This is a genomic window from Methylobacterium sp. Gmos3 (assembly GCF_056430985.1).
Window position 1 is genome coordinate 237,721 of record NZ_JBWJYL010000004.1, and the last position, 19,940, is coordinate 257,660.

Genomic DNA, 19,940 nt, shown 5'->3' on the forward strand with positions numbered 1-19,940 from the left:
GCGCAGGGCAGCCACAGCCGATAGCCGCCTATAGCGCCAGCGCACCATGGAAGTCACGGCGCACCCCGCGCATCCGTCGCCGGAAGGTCGGCCTCCGACTCCGCCGATAGCACGATTGCCAGCCTTTCTTTCACGTCGCAGACCCAGGTCCAGCCGGCGTCCGTCGGATCGGCCTCAAACGCCTGCCGGGCCTCGTGAAGTTCGCTATGTAGCGCTCCGGCCTGCCGGTGCAAGATCATCGCTTGGCGCAGGGCGTCCGCGCACTGCGCCGGATCGCCCTGCGGATCGAGCTGCGCCCGCTCCCGCGAACGGGCCAGACCCAGCACGCGCTCTGCGGCTTCGATCAGTCCCGCGCGAGTGAGGCGTTCCTGCAACAGAGTCGCGTCGGGTAGCGTGTGCTCGGTGGCGCAGGCCAGCAGCACCGAGACGACGGCCCGGCAGTCCGAATCAGCGAAGTCCAGTTCCGCCAATTCGTCGCCGAAGGTCGAGACCATCTCCGGGTGAACGAGGAAGGTGGCGGCGATCATCGATTCCCGTACGGGCGCGGCGCCGCTGAACCCCGCCGAGGCGGTGACGGAGGCGCTGGGCGCTGTCCGCAGGCGTGGCGAAACCGGCTCGGGCTGCCGCCGGCCACGTTCGCGGTTCTGCGGCGCGTTGCGCAGGGGCTGGGGCGACAGACCGCGCAGCCTCTCCTCGACGTCGTCGCGGTAGTAGCGCCGCACCGTCTCGTCGCGGATCGTCGTGATGGTAGCGCGTAGGGCGCGGGCGAACCCGGCGCGGCGCTCCGGCGTGTCGACGGGCTGGGCCTCGACCGCCCGGCGCCAGAGCAGTTCCGACAGCGGAATGGCCGCTTCGAGCACCCGGTCGATGGCGGCGGGACCGCCCGAGCGCAGGAGATCGTCCGGATCCTGCCCGGCCGGCAGCAGGGCGATTCGCAGGCTCTTGCCCGGTTCCAGCAGAGGCAGCGCGACATCGATGGCACGGTGGGCGGCCCGCACGCCCGCCCCGTCGCCGTCGAAACAGAGCACCGGCTCGTCGGCATGGCGCCACAGCAGCGCCAACTGGTCCTCGGTGAGGGCCGTGCCCAGCGGCGCCACCGTTTCCCCGTGGCCCGCGAGCGTCATCGCGATGACGTCGACATAGCCCTCGACGGCGATGATCGAGCTGCGCTCGTGGGCGGCCTTCCGCGCATTGTGCAGGTTGTAAAGCATCCGCCCCTTGTGAAAGAGCGGCGTCTCCGGCGAGTTCAGGTACTTGGCGCGGACCTCCTTGGCGAGCGCGCGCCCGCCGAAGGCGACGACCCGGCCGCGCAGGTCGGTGATGGGGAACATCACCCGGTCGCGGAAATAATCGTAAGGAACGGCCACATCCTCGCCGCCCGCGAGCAGGCCGAGTTCGACCATCGTGTCGCGCTCGACGCCTTTGCCGGCGAGATGATCCCGCAGGGCGTAGCGCTCGTTCGGCGCGTAGCCGAGGCGGAACCGGGCCCTCACCTCGTCGCCGAGGCCGCGCCGGTCGAGATAGGCGCGGGCGTCCGCACCCTTGGACGAGCGCAGGCGCTCCTCGAACCACGCGGCGGCCATCTCCATCACGTCGATGGCGGTGGCGCGCTTCTTCTCGCTCTCGCGCGATTCGACGGTCGGCGCCGGCAGGGGAACGCCCGCCTCGCCCGCCAGCCGTTCGACGGCCTCGGGGAAGCTCAGGCCTTCCGTCTCCATCAGGAAGGTGAAGACGTCGCCGTGCTTGCCGGACGAGAAGCAGTGGTAGAACTGCTTCTGGTCGTTCACGTAGAAGCTCGGCGTCTTCTCGGCATTGAACGGCGACAGCCCGCGCCATTCGCGTCCCGCCTTCTTCAGCTGGACCCGGCGGCCGACCACGGCCGAGGCCGGAAGCCGGGCGCGAATCTCTTCCAGAATGTGCGGCGGATAGCGCAAGGGTATCGCGGGGCAGAGGGCGGGACCGGCGAGTATAGCGCGTTCCACCCCACCGAGTCCCGGCCCGCCCGCCGCCCCGCCGGGGGATTGCGGGCAGAACCGCGCTGTTGCGTTGTTCCGGCTCTCACGCCTTCGCGGCGAGGGCTTCCTTCACGAGGCCGCTCGCCTTGGCGAAGTCCATGCGGCCGGCGAAGGTGCCCTTCAGGGCGCCGATCACCCGGCCCATGTCCTTCGGCCCGGCCGCGCCGGTCTCGAGGATGGCGGCCTCGACGGCGGCCTTCACCTCGGTCTCGTCCATCTGCTTCGGCAGGAAGCTCTCGATCACCGCGATCTCCGCGCGCTCGTTCTCGGCGAGTTCGGGGCGGCCGGCCTGCTCGTAGACGGTGGCCGATTCGGTGCGCTGCTTGATCATCTTCTGGAGCAGCGAGAGGATGTCCTCGTCCGAGGCCGGGTCCTTGCCGAGGCCGCGCGCCTCGATGTCCTTGTCCTTCAGGGCGGCCTGCATCATCCGCACCGTGGCGAGGCGGCCCTTGTCGCCGGCCTTCATGGCCTCTTTCATCTCGGCGGTGAAACGCTCGCGCAACTGCATCTCGAAGTCCTTCAGAGGGTGTGAAAAGCGGGCGGCTGCCCCGCGACGACGGGCGTTGAACGGCACGCGAGTTGCAGCCACATTGACCACGTCACACGCCGCAGTCTTTAAGACGCGCCGGAGGGTTCCGCGCGCGCCGCAAGGCGCCGGATGCCGACGAGATAAGCGAGAAGGTCCCGATGCTGCAAGACGACGGCGCGTCCGCGCACCCCACGGCCGAGCCCGCGCCCTGGTCCGAGCCCGTCGCCACCGCTCTTCTGGTGCTGGCGGACGGCACGATCCTCGAAGGATTCGGCATCGGCCAGACCGGCGTGGCCGATGGCGAGGTCTGCTTCAACACCGCCATGACGGGCTATCAGGAGATCCTGACCGACCCGTCCTATGCCGGGCAGATCGTGACCTTCACCTTCCCGCATATCGGCAATGTCGGCACCAACGACGAGGATCTCGAAAGCCTCGATGCGGCGCCGGCCTCCGGCGTGCGCGGCGCCGTCATCGCCTCGGCCGTGACGAAGCCCTCGAGCTGGCGTTCGTCCTCGCATCTCGACGGCTGGCTGCGGGCGCGCGGCATCGTCGGCATCACCGGGGTCGACACCCGGGCGCTCACCGCGCTCATCCGCGACAAGGGCATGCCGAACGCCGTCATCGCGAACGACCCCAACGGACAGTTCGACCGCGAGGCCCTCAAGGCGCGCGCCGCCGCCCTCGCCCCGATGGAGGGGCTGGACCTCGTGCCGCCGGTCACCAGCCGTGAAACGTCCGAATGGTCGGAGACCGTCTGGGCGCTCGGCAACGGCTACGGCAAGCGGGCGCCGGGCACGGGCCTGAAGGTCGTGGCCATCGATTACGGCGTGAAGCGCAACATCCTGCGGCTGCTGGCGGAAGCGGGCTGTGACGTCACCGTCGTGCCGGCCACCACCAAGGCCGAGGAGATCCTGGCCATGAAGCCGGACGGCGTGTTCCTCTCGAACGGCCCCGGCGACCCGGCCGCGACCGGCGAGTACGCCGTTCCGGTGATCCGCAAGCTGCTTGATGAGAAGGTGCCGACGTTCGGCATCTGCCTCGGGCATCAGCTCATGGGTCTGGCGCTCGGCGGCCGCACGGTGAAGATGGGCCAGGGCCATCACGGCGCGAACCATCCGGTTAAGGACAAGACGACCGGCAAGGTCGAGATCGTGTCCATGAACCACGGCTTCGCGGTGGACCCGGCCAGCCTGCCGGCCTCGGCGGTCGAGACGCATGTCTCGCTGTTCGACGGCTCGAATTGCGGCCTATCGCTCACAGACCGCCCGGCCTTCTCGGTGCAGCACCACCCGGAGGCCTCGCCCGGCCCGCGCGACAGCCACTACCTGTTCGAGCGGTTCGTGGCGCTGATGCGCTCGGGCAAGCCGGAATCGGCCCCGCAGGCCTGATCCCGAGACTGCCCCATCGGGGTCACAAAAACCCCGAATTCGGAAGGCTTATCCCCCGCCAACGGCTTGAGACGGCGACGCCATCGCGATCGCGCCGGCCGCGGCGGGGGATGATCCCAATGATTGCCAGACAGGCAAGCGACGACTTCTCGCGTCTGCACCGTGCCTTCAGCTTCCACCTCGGGGTGGCGACGGGCCTGGCTTGGCTCACCGCCCTCTACGCGGCGGCCTACGCGCCGTGGGTGCGCAACATCCGCGCGCTGATCGATCCCGTCGCCGGCCTCGACCGGATCGAGAGCACCCTCTCCTACCTGTTCGCCATGCCGGCCGTGCTGGCGCTCGCCTGGATCTCCATCGTGGCCGGGCGCGAGAGCCTGCGCCGGGCGCAGACCCTGCCGAACGTCGCCGTCGAGTTCGCCGCTGCTGCCGTCGTGGCCTTCGGCGTCTTCTACCTCGCCATCGACAGGGCTATCACGGCGCTTTCCGCGGCCGCATGAGTGGACAGGTCGGCATCGTCCTTGCGATGACCGGTCGCGCACCCTTGTCTCCGGTGCGAAGCCCCGTGTAAACGCAGGGCTCAACGACAATCCCGCCGTGCGTCCGGTCGTGGGGTTATGCCCGACGACGGGGTGCGCGTGCCTGTATCAAGGCGTCCGATGCCCAAACGCACCGATATCTCCTCGATCCTGATCGTCGGGGCGGGGCCGATCATCATCGGACAGGCCTGCGAGTTCGACTATTCCGGCACCCAGGCGTGCAAGGCCCTCCGCGAGGAGGGCTACCGCATCGTGCTCGTGAATTCGAACCCCGCCACGATCATGACCGATCCGGACATGGCCGACGCGACCTATGTCGAGCCGATCACCCCGGAGATCGTCGCCAAGATCATCGAGAAGGAGCGCCCCGACGCGATCCTGCCGACCATGGGCGGCCAGACGGCGCTGAACTGTGCCCTGTCGCTCCAGAAGATGGGCGTGCTCGCCAAGTACGGCGTGCAGATGATCGGCGCCACCGCCGAGGCCATCGACAAGGCCGAGGACCGCTCGCTGTTCCGCGACGCGATGACCAAGATCGGCCTCGACACACCGAAATCGGCATTGGCCAACGCCTCGGCCGTCAAGAAGGCCGACCGGCAGAAGTATCAGGCCGAGATCGCCCGGATCGAGGCCACCCACACCGACGAGCAGGCCCGCGCTGACGCCCTCGCCGCCTTCGAGAAGAAGTGGCACGCGGGCGAGTCCGAGCGGCGCAAGCGCTACGGAGAGCATGCCCTCGGGCAGGCGCTGATCGCGCTGGCCGAAGTCGGCCTGCCCGCGATCATCCGCCCGTCCTTCACCATGGGCGGCACCGGCGGCGGCATCGCCTACAACCGCGAGGAATTCCTCGACATCGTGGAGCGCGGCATCGACGCCTCGCCCACCAACGAGGTGCTGATCGAGGAGAGCGTGCTCGGCTGGAAAGAGTACGAGATGGAGGTCGTCCGCGACAGGAACGACAACTGCATCATCGTCTGCTCCATCGAGAACATCGACCCGATGGGCGTCCATACGGGCGATTCGATCACCGTCGCCCCGGCCCTGACGCTCACCGACAAGGAGTATCAGGTGATGCGCGACGCCTCTCTCGCGGTGCTCCGCGAGATCGGCGTCGAGACCGGCGGCTCAAACGTGCAATTCGCGATCAACCCTGAGAACGGGCGGATGATCGTGATCGAGATGAACCCGCGCGTCTCGCGCTCATCGGCGCTTGCTTCGAAGGCGACCGGCTTCCCCATCGCGAAGGTCGCGGCCAAGCTCGCCGTGGGCTACACACTGGACGAGATCGCCAACGACATCACGGGCGGTGCGACCCCGGCCTCCTTCGAGCCGACCATCGACTACGTCGTCACGAAGATCCCGCGCTTCGCCTTCGAGAAGTTCCCCGGCGCCGAGCCGACGCTGACCACCGCCATGAAGTCGGTGGGCGAGGCGATGGCCATCGGCCGCTGCTTCGCGGAATCCCTCCAGAAGGCCCTGCGCTCGCTGGAGACCGGGCTGACCGGCCTCGACGAGATCGAGATCGAGGGCCTGGGCAAGGGCGATGACCGCAACGCCATCAAGGCCGCGCTCGGTACCCCGACGCCCGACCGCCTGTTGCAGGTCGCGCAGGCCCTGCGCCTCGGCGTGAGCCATGAGGAGGTCCACGCCTCCTGCAAGATCGACCCGTGGTTCCTGGAGCAGCTTCAGGCCATCGTGGACCTCGAGCAGCGGGTGAAGGCCCACGGCCTGCCGACCACGCCGGGCGCCTTCCGGCAGCTGAAGGCGGCGGGCTTCTCCGATGCCCGCCTCGCCGTCCTCGCCAAGATGGAAGAGAGCGAGGTGCGCGAGAAGCGCCGTGCGCTCGCCGTGCGCCCGGTATTCAAGCGCATCGACACCTGTGCGGCTGAGTTCAAGTCGCCCACCGCCTACATGTACTCGACCTACGTGGCGCCCTTCGCAGGGACCGTGGTCGACGAGGCCGCGCCGACCGACGCCAAGAAGGTCGTCATCCTCGGCGGCGGGCCGAACCGGATCGGCCAGGGCATCGAGTTCGACTATTGCTGCTGTCACGCCTGCTACGCGCTGAGCGATGCGGGCTACGAGACCATCATGGTCAACTGCAACCCGGAGACGGTTTCGACCGACTACGACACCTCGGACCGCCTCTATTTCGAGCCCCTGACCGCCGAGGACGTGCTCGAAATCCTCGAAACCGAGAAGCAGGCGGGCACGCTGCACGGCGTCATCGTGCAGTTCGGCGGGCAGACGCCCCTGAAGCTCGCCCGCGCCCTCGAAGCCGCCGGCATTCCGATCCTCGGCACCTCGCCGGACGCCATCGACCTTGCCGAGGACCGGGACCAGTTCAAGCGCCTGCTCGACAAGCTGGCGATGAAGCAGCCGAAGAACGGCATCGCCTATTCCGTGGAGCAGAGCCGGCTCGTGGCGGCCGATCTCGGCCTGCCCTTCGTCGTGCGCCCGTCTTACGTGCTCGGCGGCCGGGCCATGGCGATCATCCGCGACGAGGCGCAGTTCGCCGATTACCTCCTCGACACCCTGCCGAGCCTGATCCCGTCCGACGTCAAGGCGCGCTACCCCAACGACAAGACGGGGCAGATCAACACGGTGCTCGGCAAGAACCCGCTCCTGTTCGATCGCTACCTGTCGGATGCGGTCGAGGTGGACGTGGACGCGGTCTGCGACGGCGAGACCGTGTTCATCGCCGGCATCATGGAGCACATCGAGGAGGCGGGCATCCACTCCGGCGATTCGGCCTGCTCGCTGCCGCCGCGCTCGCTCTCAGCCGAAACTATCGCCGAACTGGAGCGTCAAACCACCTCCATGGCGCTGGCCCTCAAGGTCGGCGGCCTGATGAACGTGCAGTACGCGATCAAGGACGGCATGATCTACGTGCTCGAAGTAAACCCCCGCGCCTCGCGGACGGTGCCCTTCGTGGCGAAGGTGATCGGCGAGCCGATCGCCAAGATCGCCGCCCGGGTCATGGCGGGGGAGAAGCTGTCGACCTTCGGCCTCGTGAAGAAGACCCTGCCGCATATCGCGGTGAAGGAGGCGGTGTTCCCCTTCGCCCGATTCCCCGGCGTCGACGTGCTGCTCGGACCGGAAATGCGCTCGACCGGCGAGGTCATTGGCCTCGATGCCGGCTTCGGCGTCGCCTTCGCCAAGAGCCAGCTCGGCGCGGGCAATCAGGTGCCGCGGTCGGGGGCGGTGTTCGTGTCGGTGCGGGACGACGACAAGGCGCGCATCCTGCCCGCCATGAAGCTCCTGGCCGATCTCGGCTTCACCATCCTCGCCACGGGTGGGACGCAGCGCTACCTCGTGGAGCAGGGCCTCAAGTCCGAGCGCATCAATAAGGTTCTGGAGGGGCGGCCCCACGTGGTCGACGCCATCAAGAACGGCGACATCCAGCTCGTGTTCAACACGACGGAGGGAGCCGGCGCCCTGTCGGACTCGCGCTCGCTCCGCCGCGCCGCCCTCTTGCATAAGGTGCCGTACTACACCACTCTAGCCGGCGCGATGGCGGCGGCCGAAGGGATCAAGGCCTATCTCGAAGGCGATCTCAAGGTACGCGCGTTGCAGGAATATTTTGCGGCCTGAAGTTGCAGGTCCTGGAAACACTATCAGGGCCCGGAGGGAGTGACCCGCTCCCGGCCGGGCTTCTTCATTACGGCGCGAGACGATGAGCATAGACAAGGTTCCGATCACGACCCGCGGCTATGCGGCACTCGAGGAAGAGCTGAAGCATCGCCAACAGGTCGAGCGGCAGCGTATCATCCAGGCAATCGCGGAAGCGCGCGCCCTGGGCGACCTGTCCGAGAACGCCGAGTATCACGCCGCCAAGGAGGCCCAGTCCCACAACGAGGGCCGGGTAATGGAACTCGAGAGCATGATCGCCCGTGCCGAGGTGATCGACGTCGCCAAGCTTTCGGGCAGCAAGATCATCTTCGGCGCCACCGTGAAACTCGTGGACGAGGACACGGAGGAAGAGAAGACCTACCAGATCGTCGGCGAGCCTGAATCGGATGTGCGCTCCGGCCGGGTCTCCATCGGCTCGCCCATCGCCCGCGCGCTGATCGGCAAGGCCGTCGGCGATACCGTCGAGGTGACGACGCCGGGCGGCGGCAAATCCTACGAGGTGGTCGAAATCCGGTTCGGCGGCTGATTCGATGGCTCGCCGCGTCTGGGTCGCCTCCGGTCTCGCATCCCTCATCGGCCTGTTCGGGTCTGCGTCGGCGGAGGAGTTTCCGCCGACGCTGGCTTTCGCCGACGTGCGCGTCGATGTGCGGCCCCTGCTCGCCAAGGGCGGTGGCTTGCAGGCCGAGGCCCTGGCTGCCGACCTGACGGCCGCTCTGCGGAAGAACTTCGCGGGTCGGATCGGCGGACGCGGACCGAGCCTCGTCGTGGTGCTCACCGGCCTGTCGCTGCGGGATTATGTCGGCAATGGCGGCGGGCGGTTCGGCCTCGGCGGTACGCAGAACGATTACCTGGAGGGCGATGCGCTCCTCCTCGGGCGCCGGGGCGAGGTGCTCGGCCGCCATCACCAAATGACCGCCACGCCGTCGAGCTATGGCGGTGCGTGGTACGACCCCGCGAACGAGCGTCGGCGCGTCGCGGTGATCGCCGACATCTATGCCCAGTGGCTCGCTCGCGATCTGCCACGGGACTAGCCGTGTCCGGCCTCGCAGGCCTGCATGCCTGGATCGTCACGGACGGGAAGGCCGGCGACGAGAATCAGTGCCTCGGCATTGCCGAGTGCCTGGGCCTCGATGCGGAACTGCGCCGGATCCCGGCATCAGGCCCGTTCGGGTGGTTCGCGCCCAGGGGGCCGATCGATCCGCGCCAGGGGCCGCGCCGGCCGGGCGGCGCCCTTCACGGCCCCCTCCCCGCCCTCGTCATCGCCTCCGGCCGCCGCGCGGTGCCGTATCTGCGCGCCAGCCGACGCCTCGGTGTCGGCTTCACCGCCTTCCTTAAGGACCCGCGCACGGGCGCCCGAACCGCCGACTTCATCTGGGTGCCCGAGCACGATTCCCTGCGGGGCCACAATGTGCTGCGCTCCGTCACCTCGCCGCATCGTTTGTCCGCGAAGCGGCTCGCGGCAGCGAGAGCCGCGCCCGATCCCCGGCTGGCCCGGCTCTGTGGGCGGCGTGTGGCGGTGCTGCTGGGGGGGGACAGCCGTCATCTCCGCTTCACGGACGAGGGTATCGCACGCCTCCTCCACGGCTTACGCGGACTCGCGCAAGCAGGCTGCGGGCTGATGGTGACGACCTCGCGCCGGACGCCCGAGCGCCTGCGCGAGCCGGCGCAAGCGCTCGCGGCCGAGACCGGCGGCTTGTTCTGGGATGGGAGCGGCGAGAACCCCTACCTCGCCATGCTGGCGCTGGCCGAGGCGATCGTCGTCACCTCCGATTCGGTGAACATGGTGAGCGAGGCGGTGGCGACGGGCGCGCCGGTCCTGCTCAGCGAGATCGAGGGCACGCCACCGCGCCACAAGGCGATGTATGCGGCATTGGCGCGTGCCGGAGCGCTCGCGCCGTTTGACGGACGGCTCACGGATCTGCGCTATTCCCCAATCGACGCGACGCCGGTGATCGCGCAGGCCTTGGCGGATGCCTATATTGCGCGTCGCCGTGGCCGAGACTGACGCCCAGGCGGGAAGACGAAGAGTTCGAGACCCATGGCCCACACCCACGCAAAGCTCATCATCGTCGGCTCCGGCCCGGCCGGGTACACCGCCGCGATCTATGCCGCCCGCGCCATGGTGAAGCCGCTGCTGATCTCCGGCTTCCAACCCGGCGGCCAGTTGATGATTACCACCGATGTCGAGAATTATCCCGGCTTCGCCGAGGCGATCCAGGGTCCGTGGCTGATGGAGCAAATGCGGGCTCAGGCCGAGCATGTCGGCACGCAGATCGTCTCCGAATACATCACCAAGGTCGATCTCAAGACCCGGCCGTTCCGGCTCGAAGCCGATTCCGGCGAGACCTATTCCTGCGACGCGCTCATCATCGCGACCGGCGCCCAGGCCAAGTGGCTTGGGCTGCCCTCCGAGGCGAAGTTCCAGGGCGGCGGCGTCTCGGCCTGCGCCACCTGTGACGGCTTCTTCTTCCGGGGGCGCGAGGTCGTGGTGGTCGGCGGCGGCAACACCGCCGTCGAAGAAGCGCTATACCTCGCCAACATCGCCAAGAAGGTCACGGTCGTGCATCGCCGCGCCCAGTTCCGCGCCGAGCGCATCCTGCAGGAGCGCCTTTTCAAGCACCCGAATGTCGAGGTGCTGTGGCACAAGGAGATCGAGGAGATCTGCGGCGTCGAGAAGCCGGCGCCGAGCGTCACTCATGTCCGCCTGAAGGACACGCGCAACGGCGATATCACTGAGGTCCCGACCGACGGCGTGTTCGTGGCCATCGGCCACCAGCCCGCCACGGCGATCTTCGAAGGGCAATTGCCCCTGCGGCATGGCGGCTATCTCACGGTGACGCCGGGAACGGCCGAGACGGAGATCCCCGGCGTGTTCGCGGCGGGCGATGTCACCGACGACGTGTATCGTCAGGCCATCACCGCGGCCGGCATGGGCTGCATGGCGGCGCTGGAAGCCGAGAAATACCTCGCCAACCTCGAGATCGGCGAGAGCCCGGCCCGCGCGGCAGCGGAGTAACCCTCTCGCTCATCCCCGCTTTTCGTTAGCTTATGCACCGGTCGTCGGGCCTCACAGGCCCGCGCCGGATGCATAGGTCTATTCTCCACGCAGGAATGCGTATATCGCATGGCACCGTGGCGTGAATGTCGGCCCTACGGCGTTGTCGGTCGAGGGCATCGAGGCAGCTTCCGCCCAGCCGAAGCGGGTCATCGGGCTCCGCGGCGCAGCACGACCGGGAGTTCTCGCGTTGGACTGGGACAAGATTCGCATCTTCCTCAACGTCGCCGAGGCGGGGAGCTTCACCAAGGCCGGAGACGATATCGGGCTGAGCCAATCGGCGGTGAGCCGCCAGATCAGCGCCCTGGAACGGGAACTGAAGGCGCCGCTTTTTCACCGGCACGCCCGGGGCCTCATCCTCACCGAGCAGGGCGACCTCCTGTTCCGGGCCGCCAAGGATATGAAGCTGCGGCTGGAGAACACCCGGGCGCGGCTCGTGGAAACCTCCGAGCGCCCGACCGGCGATCTGAAGGTGACGACGACGGTCGGGCTCGGTGTGTCGTGGCTCTCGCAGCGGGTGGGTGAGTTCCTCGACCTCTACCCGGATGTGCGGATCGAGATGATCCTCACCAACGAGGAACTGGACCTCGCCATGCGCGAGGCCGATGTGGCGATCCGCATGCGCCGGCCGGCCCAGCCTGACCTGATCCAGCGGCGGCTGTTCACGGTGCATTACCACGCCTTCGCCAGCCAGGATTACGTGAAGCGCTTCGGCGAGCCGAAGACCGTCCAGGAGCTGGACGAGCACCGGATCGTCTCCTTCGGCGGCAACGAGCCTTCCTATCTGCTGGCCGCGCATTGGCTGGCCGATGCCGGGCGCGACGGGCGCGAGCGGCGGCCGGTCCATCTGACGGTGAACAATATCGGCGCCCTGCAAAGGGCGATGGAGGCCGGGGCCGGCATCGGCATCCTGCCCGACTATGCTGTCGATGGGGATGACAACCTGGTGCAGGTGCTGCGGGAAACCGACATGCCGACGCTGGAAAGCTACCTCGTCTATGCGGAGGAGATGCGCTCGGTCGCCAGGGTGCAGGCTTTCCGCGATTTCCTGGTCCAGAAAGCGCAACGCTGGACCTATTGAGCGCGACGGGCATTCGTCTTTATGGTTTATGCAACCCCTGGTTGATTAACCATAGTTATCGCAACTTTGCGTTGCCAAGACCATAGGCTCGTTCTTCGGCCAGCGTGCCCTCCCCGGCACGCTGCACTAGATCCCGGATGCGGATGCATCTGGGAGGTCGGAATGGGTGAGATGACGAAGGCACTCGTCGTCGGGGCCGGCGGCGGGTTCGAGCGGGTGAGCACGACGCAGCGGCCGGTGCCGGAGCCCGGCTTCGGCGAGATCACGGTGCGGTTGCGGGCGAGTTCGCTGAACTACCACGACTACGCTGTGGTCAGCGGGATGTGGGGACCGCCCGAGGACCGCATTCCTATGTCGGACGGCGCCGGCGAGGTCACGGCGGTGGGGCCGGGCGTGGCGGATTTCGCCGTCGGCGACCATGTCGTCAGCACGTTCTTTCCGACCTGGCTCGACGGAGAGCCTGAGGTCGTGGGGTTCGCGACCGTGCCGGGCGACGGCGTCGACGGCTATGCGCGCGAGGCGATCACCGCGCCGGCGACCGCCTTCACCCATGCCCCCGTCGGCTGGGACCATGCCGAAGCGGCGACGCTGACCACCGCAGGCCTCACCGCATGGCGGGCGCTCCATGACGACGGGAAGCTGAAGGCCGGCGACACGGTACTGGTGCAGGGGTCGGGGGGCGTCTCGGTCTTCGCCTTGCAATTCGCCAAGATGGCCGGGGCGACGGTGATCGCGACCTCGTCATCGGACGAGAAGCTGTCGCGCCTGCAATCGCTCGGTGCCGACCACCTCATCAATTACAAGCAGGATGCCGCTTGGGGCGAGACCGCCCGAGAGATCACCGGAGGACGGGGCGTCGATCACGTGATCGAGGTGGGCGGCCCCGGCACGCTGGAACAATCGATGGAGGCCGCCCGAACCGGCGGCCACATCGCGGTGATCGGCATCCTCACCGGCGTCGCCGGCTCACTGCAGGTCGTACCCGCCCTGATCCGGCAGTTGCGGCTTCAGGGCGTGCTCGTCGGCAGCCGCCGGCAGCAGATGGACATGGTGCGGGCCATCGACGCCAACGGGATGAGACCGGTCGTCGACAGCCGCTATCCCCTCGACGCCATGGTCGAGGCGTTCCGGCACCAGGAGAGCAACCGCCACTTCGGGAAGATCTGCCTGGAGATGTGAGCCCGGAGGCGGGCGGCTAGACGAACAGCCGCTCGCCCTCCAACCCCTTGTAGAGCCCCGCCACCTGCTCGCCGTAGCCGTTGTAGATCAGCGTGGGGACGCGCTGGTCAGTGCCGAGAACCCGCTCGCTCGCCTGGCTCCAGCGCGGATGCGGCACGGCCGGGTTCACGTTGGCCCAGAAGCCGTATTCGGAGGATTGCAGGCCCTCCCAGAAGGTCTTGGGCCGGTCGGCGGTGAAGGACACCTTCACGATCGATTTCGCCGACTTGAACCCATACTTCCACGGCACGGCGATGCGGATCGGTGCGCCGAACTGGTTCGGCAGCGGCTTGCCGTAGATGCCGGTGACGACGAAGGGCAGATCGTTGCCGGCCTCGGCCATCGTCAGGCCCTCGATGTAGGGCCAGGGGTAGTAGAAGACCCGCTGACCCGGTGCCATCGCCTTGTCCATGAAGGTCTCGAAGCGCACGTATTTCGCGCCCGAGGTCGGCTTGGCGAGCGCGACGAGCTTCGACAGGGGGAAGCCGGTCCACGGCACCGCCATCGACCACGCCTCGACGCAACGGTGGCGATACAGGCGCTCTTCGAGCCCGATCTTCTTGATCAGGTCATCGACGCCGATCTCGAACGGCTTCTCGACCAGCCCGTCGATCTTCAGCGTCCAGGGTGAGGTCTTCAGCGCGTTGGCGGCCGGCAGGACCGTCTTCGACATGCCGAATTCGTAGAAGTTGTTGTAGTCGCCGCTGAAGCGCTCCGGCGTCACAGCCCGGTCGAGGGTGTAGGCGTCGTTGCGGGGCGCCGGGTAGGCGCCGCCGTCACCCGCCGCGAAGGCCCGCCCGCCGATGAGCGAGCCCGCCGCCAGCCCTGCCGCGCCTCCGATCAGGCTTCGCCGGTTGAGGAAGATTGTCTCAGGCGTGGCTTGGGATTCGGGGATTTCCCACCCGCGATGGCGCCTGATCAACATGGTGTTCTCCCTGCCTCATGCCTCGATCTCTGAAGGGGAGATCGGGCCGGAATGCGGGCGGGACAAGCCGGCCCACCTCACCATTCGGCGAGAAGGCCCGCGAGGTTACGTCGCGTCCGGTCCCGGCGGCGTCTCGTCGCGCAGGACCCGCCGCAGCACCTTACCGACATTGGTCTTCGGCAGGGCATCGTGCAGCACCACCGTGCGGGGCACCTTGTAGCCGGTCAGCTGCGTGCGGGCGTAGGCGCGCAGGGCGTCGGTCGTGACGCTCTGGTCCTTCAGCACGACATGGGCCACCACCATCTCGCCGGTTTCGGCGAAGGGGCTGCCGACCACCGCGCATTCGAGCACGGCGGGGTGCGAGGCCATCACATCCTCGACCTCGTTCGGATACACGTTGAAGCCGGAGACGAGGATCATGTCCTTGAGCCGGTCCACGATGCGGACCTGCCCGGCTTCGTCCATCACCGCGATGTCGCCGGTGCGGAAATACCCGTCCCGCGTCATCACGCGTTCGGTCTCGTCCGGCCGGTTCCAGTAGCCGCTCATCACCTGCGGCCCCCTGGCGCACAGTTCGCCGCGCTCGCCGGGGGGCACCGGCTCGCCGTCGGGGTCGCGGATCGAGACATCCGTCGAGGGCAGCGGATAGCCGATGGTCCCGCTGAAATCCTTGAGCGCGTAGGGGTTCGCGCACAGGACGGGCGAAGTTTCGGACAGGCCGTAGCCCTCCACGATCGCCTTGCCGGTCAGGGACTTCCACTGCGCCGCGACGGCGCTCTGCACGGCGGTGCCGCCCCCGATGACGAAATCGAGGTGGGAGAAGTCCACCGTGCCGATCTTCGGGTGGTTCACCAGCATGTTGAACAGGGTGTTCACGCCGGCGAGCCCGGTGAACCGGGTGCGGGAGAGGGTCTTCACGAAGCCGTCACAGTCGCGCGGATTCGGGATCAGCAGGCAGCTTCCCCCCGTCCGCACGGCGAACAGGAAACAGGCCGTCAGCGCGAAGATGTGGTAGAGCGGCAGGGCGGTGACAGTGACCCGGAGACGGCTGGTATCCGTCGATTGGAACCACGTCACGCATTGCTCGACATTGGCCGCGACGTTGCGGTGCGTGAGCATCGCCGCCTTGGCGACGCCCGTCGTGCCGCCGGTATATTGCAGGAAGGCGAGATCGTCCGGCGCGACCGGCACCGGGCGCGGGGCGGCCCGCTCCTTCAGGGCAACGGCGTAGCGCACGGCCATGCCGGCGGGCAGCGTGAAGGCCGGCACCGCCTTGCGCAGGTGGCGGCTGGCGAGGTTGATCGCCTGCCCCTTGAGGCCGAGCCCGTCGCCGGGGCAGGCGATGATGACCCGGCGCAGGTCGATCTCGCCGAGGGCACCCGCGACCGTGTGGGCGAAGTTCTCGAGAACGATCAGGACGCGGGCGCCGCAGTCGCTCACCTGGGCCGCCACCTCGCGGCTGGTGTAGAGCGGGTTGACGTTGACGACGACCGCCCCGGCCAGATGCACGGCGACGATGGCGACCATGTAGGACGGCACGTTCGGCAGCATGATCGCCACCCGGTCGCCCTTGACGACCCCGTCGGCCTGGAGGAACGCGGCGAGCGCCCGCGCCTGCCGGCCGAGCTCGGCATAGGTCAGGTCGGACCCGAAGCATGTGGCCGCCGGCCTGTCCGCGAAGGTGGCGATGCTGTGCCGGAAGAGATCCGGCAGGGTCTTCAGGCTGGCGACGTCGATCTCGGCCGGCATGCCCGGCGGATAGGCGGCGAGCCAGGGCCGCGTGGCCGACCCGCCCGGCGCGCCGACCGCGTCGCGGTTCATGGTCACGCTGGCATTCATTGGCGTTTCTCCCGCAGGTGCGGCTCTGTCGGCCGTCAATCCCGCCCCCTCGCCCAGAACTGTGGGCGAAGCGGGTGACGCGCGCAAGCTGGCCTCAGGCGACAGTGCGGCGGTGCCGTAACGCGACGAGCAGAGTGTGCGGCGCCATCGCCACGAGCAGCAGCACGGCCGCGAGCCCGGTTTCGCCCGCCGTCATGGCCCGCGCCGGCCAGGGGCCGAAGCCGAACGTCTTTGCAAGCCCGATCACCCCCGCACCGAACCACAGGCTTGCGTAGGATAGGGCGCCCCAGCCGATCCGGCGCCAGCGCGGGCGGAGGGGACGGTTCGCGGCCACGACCGCCGCGCCAACGATCCCGCCGACCATCGAGGCCGCCACGGCGGCACCGAGGGCGTAGGCGAGCCACAGGGGCTGCCCGGTCAGGAAGGCCATGCTGCCGGTGGCGTAACCGCCCCGCAGGGTCAGGCCGCCGAAGGTCGGGTAGAGCCCCGCCACGGCCAGCGCGACGAGCCCCAGCAGAGCGAAGACGACCCGGCGCAATGTCCCAGCCGGTCCCGGCCCGGCGGCAGCGGCGACGATCCGCGCCGCGCCATAGACCAGGGCGAACGCGAAGAGCGGATAGCGGTCGAGGAAGAAGCCGTAGGCGTAGGGTTCCAGCGCCTCCGGCAGGCCGGAGCGGCGGCTCAGGCCGCTCGCGGCGACCAAGGCCAGCGCAAGGAGCGCCGCCGCGACCGGTAGGGCGGCCACGACGCCCTGCCCCGCCCAGGTCCCGCGCGGGGCCGTGCGGCGCGGGGCGGGCGACCGGACGGGCGCGAAGCCCGATCCGACCACGTCGAGGAAGGCGTCGCCCGTCACGGAAGCCCCTCCCAGCCGGTCAGCGTGCCTCGTAATGGTCGCGGATCAGCCGGTCGAGCAGGCGCACGCCCCAGCCCGCGCCCCAGCTCTTGTTGATTTCGTTCGAGGTCGAGGACATGGCCACGCCCGCGATGTCGAGATGCGCCCAGGGCGTTTCCTCGACGTAGCGCTTGATGAACGAGGCCGCCGTCGCCGCGCCGCCGTGGCGCCCGCCGGTGTTCTTCATGTCCGCGAACTTCGAGTCGATGGCCTTATCGTAGGCGGGGATGAGCGGCATCCGCCACACCGCCTCGCCGGTCGCCTCGCCCGCCGCGTGGATGTTCTGGGCGAGCGTGTCGTCGTTCGAGAACATCCCGGCGATGTCCTGGCCCAGCGCCACGATGATGGCGCCCGTCAGTGTCGCGAGGTCGATCATCGCCTTCGGCTTGGCGGTGCGGACGATGTGGGTGATCACGTCGGCGAGGACGAGGCGCCCTTCGGCGTCGGTGTTGATGACCTCGATGGTCTGGCCGGACAGGGAGGTGAGGATGTCGGACGGGCGGTAGGCGCCGCCGTCAGGCATGTTCTCCACGAGGCCGATGGCGCCGATCACGTTGCAGCGGGCCTTGCGCGAGGCGAGCGCATGCATCGCGCCGACCACGGCGGCGGCACCGCCCATGTCGCCCTTCATGTCCTCCATGCCGGCGCCCGGCTTGATCGAGACGCCGCCCGAATCGAATACGACGCCCTTGCCGATGAAGGCGACGGGGGCCTCGCCGGAGGCGCCGCCGTTCCAGCGCATGATGACCACGCGCGGCTCGCGCACCGAGCCCTGCGCCACGGCGAGCAAGGCGCCCATGCCGATCTCGCGCAGGCGGGCGAGATCGAGGATCTCGATCTCGACGCCGAGCTTGGCGAGTTCGCCGGCGCGCTTGGCGAATTCCTCGGGGAAGAGGACGTTCGGCGGCTCGTTCACGAGGTCGCGGGCGAGGATGACGCTGTCGGCAAGGCCGCGCGCCGTCTCGGCCTCGCGGGAGGCGGCGGCAGGGTCGGCAGCGAGGAGGGTCAGGCTCGTGTTGGCCTTGTCCTCGGTATCGGGCTTCTTCTTCGTTTTGTAGCGGTCGAAGGTGTAGCTGCGCAGCCGCGCCCCGAGGGCGAAGGCGGCGGCCTGCTCCGGCCCTGTCGCCACGCCCGGCAGGTCGAGGACGATCCGCGCCGTGCGGCCGGACACCTTCGCCGCCGTGAAGCCGCCGAGCGCCGGCCAATCGAGCTTGCCGCGATCCGCCTCGCTGCCGAGGCCGACCACAACGAGCCGGTCCGCGGAGACGCCCGCCGGGGCCGGCAGCACCATCGCCGAGAGGGAGCGTCCCTTGAACTTCTCCGAGGCCGCCGCCTTGGCGACGAGGTCCGCGCCGGACCCGCCGAGGGCGTCCCGCGCCGGGCCTCCCAGAGCGAGGTCGTCGCCGACGAACACCACGAGGTCGCCCTGGCCGCCGTTGCCCGCGCCTTGGCCGAAGGGCCCGAAGGCGATGTCGATCTTGTCCGTCATGCTTGGAGCCATCCCGCCGCCTCGGCCGTGGAACGCCGGCCGCGATGCGCAATCTCACCTGTGTAGCCGCTGAGACGCAGAACGCAACGCGGCGCGAGAGCCCTGGAATTGCCCCACTTATCCCGTCATGCCGCTGGTAGGGGAGCGAACCAGGGAGTAGGCCTCTCAGACGATGAGGCAGGTCGAACGCTACATCTTCCGGATCGCGGCAGGCGGCACGCTGGCCTGTCTGCTGGGCCTTACCGGGACGATCTGGGTCACCCAGGCCTTGCGCGAGCTCGACCTCGTGACGGCCAAGGGGCAGACGCTGCTCGTCTTCCTGTTCGTCACCGCGCTGTCGCTGCCGACGCTGATCGTGGTGATCGCGCCCGTGGCGCTGTTCATCGGGACGATCTACGCCCTCAACAAGCTGAACGGCGATTCCGAGCTGATCGTGATGTCGGCCGCCGGGATGCCGCCGCGATCGCTGCTGCGGCCCTTCGTGACCCTGGCGCTCAGCGTCAGCTTCCTCGTCGGCGTGGTGGTGATCGTGGTGATGCCCGCGAGCTTCCAGGAACTGCGCGACGTCATCACCCGGGTGCGCGGCGACTTCATCGCCAACGTGGTGAAGGAGGGCCAGTTCACGCAGCTCGACAACGGCATCACCTTCCACTTCCGCCAGCGCGGGCCGGGGGGCGTGCTCGAAGGGCTGTTCATTCAGGACAAGCGCGAGGCGGGCAAGACCAAGGTCTACCTTGCGGACAAGGGCAACGCCGTCGACATCGACGGGCAGAGCTATTTGGTCCTCGAACACGGCACCGTGCTTCAGCAGCAGAAGGACAGCCGCGATTCCTCGATCCTGAAGTTCGACCGCTACACGATCGACCTCGCCGCCTTCGCACCGCCGGATTCGGACACGATCTACAAGCCGCGCGAGCGCTCGACGTCGCAGCTTCTGTTCCCTGACCGAAGCGAAGCCTATTACCAGTTGCAGAAGGGCCGCTTCCGGGCCGAGCTTCACGACCGGCTCTCGGCGGCGCTCTATCCGCTGGCCCTGGTGTTCATCGCCTTCGCCGCCCTCGGCGATCCGCGCACCACCCGCCAGGGCCGGGGGCTCGCCATCGCCGGGGCCATCGTCGCGGTGGTGGCCCTGCGCATCGGCGGCTTCGCCGCCGTCAGCGCGGCGGCGCGCAGCACCGGAGCGGTGGTGGCGATCTACGGCGTGCCGCTCCTCGCGATCGTTCTGTCGAGCCTCATGATCTTCCAGGGCCCGCGGGTGCGGGCCTTCAATGCCGGCATCGTCCGGTTCGTGCGGGGGCGGCTGCGCCCTCCCCGCCTCGCCCCGGCACAGTAGCGGC

General features: G+C 68.6%; 16 protein-coding genes. 10 read left to right on the plus strand and 6 right to left on the minus strand.

Going from position 1 to position 19,940, the window contains the following annotated elements:
* Nucleotides 1-53: 53 nt before the first annotated feature.
* Together dnaG and ACS5Q7_RS10060 are read right to left on the minus strand one after the other, a co-directional pair.
* On the minus strand, nucleotides 54-1,934 hold the full coding sequence (gene dnaG / locus ACS5Q7_RS10055) for a DNA primase (protein ID WP_478339179.1): 1,881 nt from the start codon (nucleotides 1,932-1,934) through the stop codon (nucleotides 54-56).
* A gap of 124 nt (nucleotides 1,935-2,058) precedes the next feature.
* Nucleotides 2,059-2,523 (minus strand): GatB/YqeY domain-containing protein, encoded by a 465-nt coding sequence (locus ACS5Q7_RS10060; RefSeq protein WP_243954030.1) that lies wholly within the window; start codon nucleotides 2,521-2,523, stop codon nucleotides 2,059-2,061.
* A 179-nt stretch (nucleotides 2,524-2,702) separates the two neighbouring features.
* Here ACS5Q7_RS10060 and carA point away from each other — a divergent pair, with 179 nt between their 5' ends.
* The 9 genes from carA to ACS5Q7_RS10105 all read left to right on the plus strand — a co-directional run bounded on the left by carA (nucleotide 2,703) and on the right by ACS5Q7_RS10105 (nucleotide 13,419).
* Complete coding sequence (gene carA, locus ACS5Q7_RS10065) at nucleotides 2,703-3,935, plus strand: glutamine-hydrolyzing carbamoyl-phosphate synthase small subunit (protein WP_243954029.1); 1,233 nt, start codon at nucleotides 2,703-2,705, stop codon at nucleotides 3,933-3,935.
* A 119-nt stretch (nucleotides 3,936-4,054) separates the two neighbouring features.
* Nucleotides 4,055-4,432: a hypothetical protein gene (locus tag ACS5Q7_RS10070; protein WP_478339180.1), complete on the plus strand. Its 378-nt coding sequence runs from the start codon at nucleotides 4,055-4,057 to the stop codon at nucleotides 4,430-4,432.
* Nucleotides 4,433-4,591: 159 nt separating this feature from the next.
* Nucleotides 4,592-8,065 carry a carbamoyl-phosphate synthase large subunit gene (gene carB, locus ACS5Q7_RS10075; RefSeq protein WP_478339181.1) on the plus strand — a complete coding sequence of 1,158 codons (3,474 nt, stop codon included), beginning with the start codon at nucleotides 4,592-4,594 and terminating at the stop codon, nucleotides 8,063-8,065.
* 88 nt (nucleotides 8,066-8,153) lie between these two features.
* A complete protein-coding gene (gene greA, locus ACS5Q7_RS10080; RefSeq protein ID WP_478339398.1) occupies nucleotides 8,154-8,630 on the plus strand; it encodes a transcription elongation factor GreA in 477 nt (158 codons plus the stop codon).
* A gap of 4 nt (nucleotides 8,631-8,634) precedes the next feature.
* The gene (locus ACS5Q7_RS10085) at nucleotides 8,635-9,135 is read left to right on the plus strand and encodes a hypothetical protein (protein WP_478339182.1); all 501 of its coding nucleotides are present in this window, start codon (nucleotides 8,635-8,637) and stop codon (nucleotides 9,133-9,135) included.
* A gap of 2 nt (nucleotides 9,136-9,137) precedes the next feature.
* The gene (locus ACS5Q7_RS10090) at nucleotides 9,138-10,109 is read left to right on the plus strand and encodes a mitochondrial fission ELM1 family protein (RefSeq protein ID WP_478339183.1); all 972 of its coding nucleotides are present in this window, start codon (nucleotides 9,138-9,140) and stop codon (nucleotides 10,107-10,109) included.
* A gap of 33 nt (nucleotides 10,110-10,142) precedes the next feature.
* Nucleotides 10,143-11,120 carry a thioredoxin-disulfide reductase gene (trxB, locus tag ACS5Q7_RS10095; RefSeq protein WP_478339184.1) on the plus strand — a complete coding sequence of 326 codons (978 nt, stop codon included), beginning with the start codon at nucleotides 10,143-10,145 and terminating at the stop codon, nucleotides 11,118-11,120.
* A 229-nt stretch (nucleotides 11,121-11,349) separates the two neighbouring features.
* Complete coding sequence (locus tag ACS5Q7_RS10100) at nucleotides 11,350-12,240, plus strand: LysR family transcriptional regulator (protein ID WP_243954023.1); 891 nt, start codon at nucleotides 11,350-11,352, stop codon at nucleotides 12,238-12,240.
* Between the two features lie 171 nt (nucleotides 12,241-12,411).
* The gene (locus ACS5Q7_RS10105) at nucleotides 12,412-13,419 is read left to right on the plus strand and encodes a zinc-dependent alcohol dehydrogenase family protein (protein ID WP_478339185.1); all 1,008 of its coding nucleotides are present in this window, start codon (nucleotides 12,412-12,414) and stop codon (nucleotides 13,417-13,419) included.
* A gap of 16 nt (nucleotides 13,420-13,435) precedes the next feature.
* Here the strand turns inward: ACS5Q7_RS10105 and msrP are convergent, their stop codons facing one another.
* The 4 genes from msrP to ACS5Q7_RS10125 form a co-directional block, all read right to left on the minus strand.
* Nucleotides 13,436-14,383: a protein-methionine-sulfoxide reductase catalytic subunit MsrP gene (gene msrP, locus ACS5Q7_RS10110; protein WP_478339186.1), complete on the minus strand. Its 948-nt coding sequence runs from the start codon at nucleotides 14,381-14,383 to the stop codon at nucleotides 13,436-13,438.
* 105 nt (nucleotides 14,384-14,488) lie between these two features.
* Complete coding sequence (locus tag ACS5Q7_RS10115) at nucleotides 14,489-16,222, minus strand: AMP-binding protein (protein WP_478339187.1); 1,734 nt, start codon at nucleotides 16,220-16,222, stop codon at nucleotides 14,489-14,491.
* A 94-nt stretch (nucleotides 16,223-16,316) separates the two neighbouring features.
* A complete protein-coding gene (locus tag ACS5Q7_RS10120) occupies nucleotides 16,317-17,075 on the minus strand; it encodes a hypothetical protein (protein WP_478339188.1) in 759 nt (252 codons plus the stop codon).
* Nucleotides 17,076-17,094: 19 nt separating this feature from the next.
* Entirely contained in the window at nucleotides 17,095-18,603 is a 1,509-nt protein-coding gene (locus ACS5Q7_RS10125) for a leucyl aminopeptidase (RefSeq protein WP_478339189.1), read from the minus strand.
* Nucleotides 18,604-18,775: 172 nt separating this feature from the next.
* Between ACS5Q7_RS10125 and lptF the strand changes: the two genes are divergently transcribed.
* Complete coding sequence (gene lptF / locus ACS5Q7_RS10130) at nucleotides 18,776-19,936, plus strand: LPS export ABC transporter permease LptF (RefSeq protein ID WP_478339190.1); 1,161 nt, start codon at nucleotides 18,776-18,778, stop codon at nucleotides 19,934-19,936.
* Nucleotides 19,937-19,940: the final 4 nt, after the last annotated feature.

Bases quoted from the DNA above. Each gene is read 5' to 3' on its own strand.
- ACS5Q7_RS10060 (WP_243954030.1), bottom strand. From the start codon at position 2,523: ATGCAGTTGCGCGAGCGTTTCACCGCCGAGATGAAAGAGGCCATGAAG.
- carA (WP_243954029.1), top strand. From the start codon at position 2,703: ATGCTGCAAGACGACGGCGCGTCCGCGCACCCCACGGCCGAGCCCGCG.
- ACS5Q7_RS10070 (WP_478339180.1), top strand. From the start codon at position 4,055: ATGATTGCCAGACAGGCAAGCGACGACTTCTCGCGTCTGCACCGTGCC.
- carB (WP_478339181.1), top strand. From the start codon at position 4,592: ATGCCCAAACGCACCGATATCTCCTCGATCCTGATCGTCGGGGCGGGG.
- ACS5Q7_RS10085 (WP_478339182.1), top strand. From the start codon at position 8,635: ATGGCTCGCCGCGTCTGGGTCGCCTCCGGTCTCGCATCCCTCATCGGC.
- trxB (WP_478339184.1), top strand. From the start codon at position 10,143: ATGGCCCACACCCACGCAAAGCTCATCATCGTCGGCTCCGGCCCGGCC.
- ACS5Q7_RS10105 (WP_478339185.1), top strand. From the start codon at position 12,412: ATGACGAAGGCACTCGTCGTCGGGGCCGGCGGCGGGTTCGAGCGGGTG.
- msrP (WP_478339186.1), bottom strand. From the start codon at position 14,383: ATGTTGATCAGGCGCCATCGCGGGTGGGAAATCCCCGAATCCCAAGCC.
- ACS5Q7_RS10115 (WP_478339187.1), bottom strand. From the start codon at position 16,222: ATGAATGCCAGCGTGACCATGAACCGCGACGCGGTCGGCGCGCCGGGC.
- ACS5Q7_RS10125 (WP_478339189.1), bottom strand. From the start codon at position 18,603: ATGACGGACAAGATCGACATCGCCTTCGGGCCCTTCGGCCAAGGCGCG.
- lptF (WP_478339190.1), top strand. From the start codon at position 18,776: ATGAGGCAGGTCGAACGCTACATCTTCCGGATCGCGGCAGGCGGCACG.